This is a genomic window from Dethiosulfatibacter sp. (assembly GCF_983023055.1).
In genome coordinates, this window is sequence record NZ_CEZJXU010000373.1 from 1 (window position 1) to 2,627 (window position 2,627).

A 2,627-nucleotide genomic window follows, 5' to 3' on the forward strand; every position below is an offset into this window, starting at 1 on the left:
CGGCACCCAGCTCAGCTGCCATTATTGCACTTAAATGGGCAACCTCTATAGAATGCTTCAAGACATTTTGTCCATAGCTTGTCCTATATTTCAGTCTTCCCAATAATTTCACAACTTCATTTCTCAACCCATGGATTCCAACATCAAAGGCAGCTTTTTCACCTTCATCCTTGATTATCTGGTTTACTTCTTTTTTTGCTCTTTCAACCATTTCTTCAATTCTAGCTGGATGTATTCTTCCATCATTGATAAGCTTTTCAAGTGCTATTCTAGCCACTTCACGCCTTATTGGATCAAATCCTGAAATAACAACCGCTTCAGGAGTATCATCTATAATAAGATCTATTCCTGTTGCTGTTTCAAGGGCTCTGATATTTCTTCCTTCACGGCCGATTATCCTTCCCTTCATTTCATCATTAGGCAAATCCACTACTGATACAGTTGTTTCAGCAACATGATCTGCTGAACATTTCTGTATTGCATAACTTACAATTTCTCTTGCTTTTCTGTCCGCGTTCTCTTTAGCTTCTCTCTCAATATCCTTGACCATAATAGCTGCATCGTATTCTGCTTCTTTTTTTATGCCTTCTATCAATACAGTTTTTGCTTCTTCAGAAGTTAAACCGGATATTCTTTCCAGTTCCCTTTTTTGAGTCAATTCAAGTTCTTTGATTTCTTTTTCTTTAGAATCAATGTCCTTGTACATTCTGTTGATTTTTTCTTCTCTTTTTTCAATAGACTCATTTTTCTTTTCAAGGGTTTCTTCTTTTTTCACTAATCTTTTTTCTAGTTTTTGCAATTCAATTCTTCTGTCTTTGTTCTCTTTTTCTGCTTCATTTCTGATTTTGTGTATCTCATCTTTAGCTTCAAGTAAAGATTCCTTTTTCTTTGTTTCAGATGATTTAATACTATCTTCGATTATTCTTCTTGCTTCAGTTTCAGCACTTGCTATTTTCCTTTCGGCTACCATTTTTCTGATAAATATGCCAACCAACATTCCAACGGCAACGCCACCCAAAGCAAATATTACATTTTGTAACATTGGGTTACCTCCTGTTATTAAGTTATCAAGATTCAAATTTATTGATTTAACTATACTATAAGTTATCATTTGAGAAACTAGTATAATTTTATAGTTTTTTTATCTATGTGTCAAGACAATTGCATTAAAAAAAGAGCATTACTGCTCTTTTTCATTTTCTTCCTCTGGACTTTCTTTTATAAGATCATACTTTACTCTTAATTTCGTCTCTATTTCATTGCAAAGTTCTTTGTTGAGCTCCAAAAATTCCTTAGAATTCTCTCTTCCCTGACCAAGTCTTGTTTCATTGTAACTGTACCATGCACCGGCTTTTTTTACAATGTCGTTTTCAACTCCAAGGTCAAGAATACATCCTTCATTTGATATTCCCTTTCCATAGATAATATCAAACTCTGCGATTTTAAATGGAGGAGCAACCTTATTTTTTGCAACCTTTACTTTAGTCCTGTTACCAACCATATCCGTACCTTTTTTCAAGGTTTCTATTCTTCTTACATCCAGTCTAACAGATGCGTAAAATTTAAGAGCCCTACCTCCGGTAGTTGTTTCGGGACTTCCAAACATAACTCCAATTTTTTCTCTCAACTGATTTATGAAAATAACTATTGTATTTGATTTCTTTATGGCTCCTGCAAGCTTTCTTAATGCCTGTGACATAAGTCTTGCTTGTAGTCCCATATGGCTATCTCCCATTTCACCTTCAAGTTCAGCCCTTGGAACTAATGCTGCAACTGAATCCACTACAATAATATCCACTGCATTGCTTCGCACAAGAGCTTCTGTAATTTCCAGACCCTGTTCCCCGGTGTCAGGTTGTGATACAATCAATCCTTCGGTATTTACACCAAGATTTCTTGCATATAAAGGGTCAAGAGCATGTTCGGCATCTATAAATGCCGCTATGCCGCCCAGTTTTTGTGTTTCCGCCACAGCATGAAGTGCAACAGTTGTCTTACCTGAAGATTCAGGTCCATATATTTCAATTATCCTTCCTCTAGGTAATCCACCTATTCCCAATGCTATGTCAAGAGGGAGAGCACCTGTTGAAACGGATTCAACATTGAGTTTGCTGTTTTCTCCCAATCTCATTATTGATCCTTTACCATATTGTCTTTCAATCTGACTAATTGCCAGTTCTAAAGCTTTATCTTTTTCCATATAGATCACCCCGTCGTTTTTAGAACATTCGTTCTAGTTGAATTATAGAACATATTTTCGATTATGTCAAGTTTTATTTGAGTACGGTTTTATTTTGAATAATATAAATGTATCCTGACAGAAGCGTCAGTACAACAGTAAGAACTACCAATGGCAATACCAGAATATCTAAAAACAATAAAATCTCTGCATTAATTGCCAATATTAGAATTATTGTAGTCATCTGACAAATCGTTTTAAGCTTTCCCCAGTTATTTGCAGCAAGTGTTATACCCTTGTTTGCAGCCAAGGTCCTGAAGCCTGTTATTGAAAGTTCTCTAGCAATTATTATCATAACAACCCATGAATTCAATACTCCTATTTCAATAAAGCATACAAGAGATGAAATAACAAGAAGCTTGTCTGCCAGTGGGTCCATGAATTTTCC

The 2,627-nt window shown here is 35.6% G+C and carries 3 protein-coding genes; all 3 read right to left on the reverse strand.

What is annotated here, in order from left to right; translation table 11 throughout:
- A partial coding sequence (rny, locus tag AC3AX0_RS11180; RefSeq protein WP_487550366.1) for a ribonuclease Y occupies nt 1-1,042 on the reverse strand: 1,042 nt, incomplete at its 3' end.
- A gap of 138 nt (nt 1,043-1,180) precedes the next feature.
- Nucleotides 1,181-2,200 carry a recombinase RecA gene (gene recA / locus AC3AX0_RS11185; protein WP_487550367.1) on the reverse strand — a complete coding sequence of 340 codons (1,020 nt, stop codon included), beginning with the start codon at nt 2,198-2,200 and terminating at the stop codon, nt 1,181-1,183.
- 73 nt (nt 2,201-2,273) lie between these two features.
- On the reverse strand, nt 2,274-2,627 hold a 354-nt coding region (locus tag AC3AX0_RS11190; protein WP_487550368.1), incomplete at its 5' end, for a CDP-alcohol phosphatidyltransferase family protein.

Excerpts from the sequence above, each read along its gene's own strand:
- recA (WP_487550367.1), bottom strand. The coding sequence starts at position 2,200 with ATGGAAAAAGATAAAGCTTTAGAACTGGCAATTAGTCAGATTGAAAGA.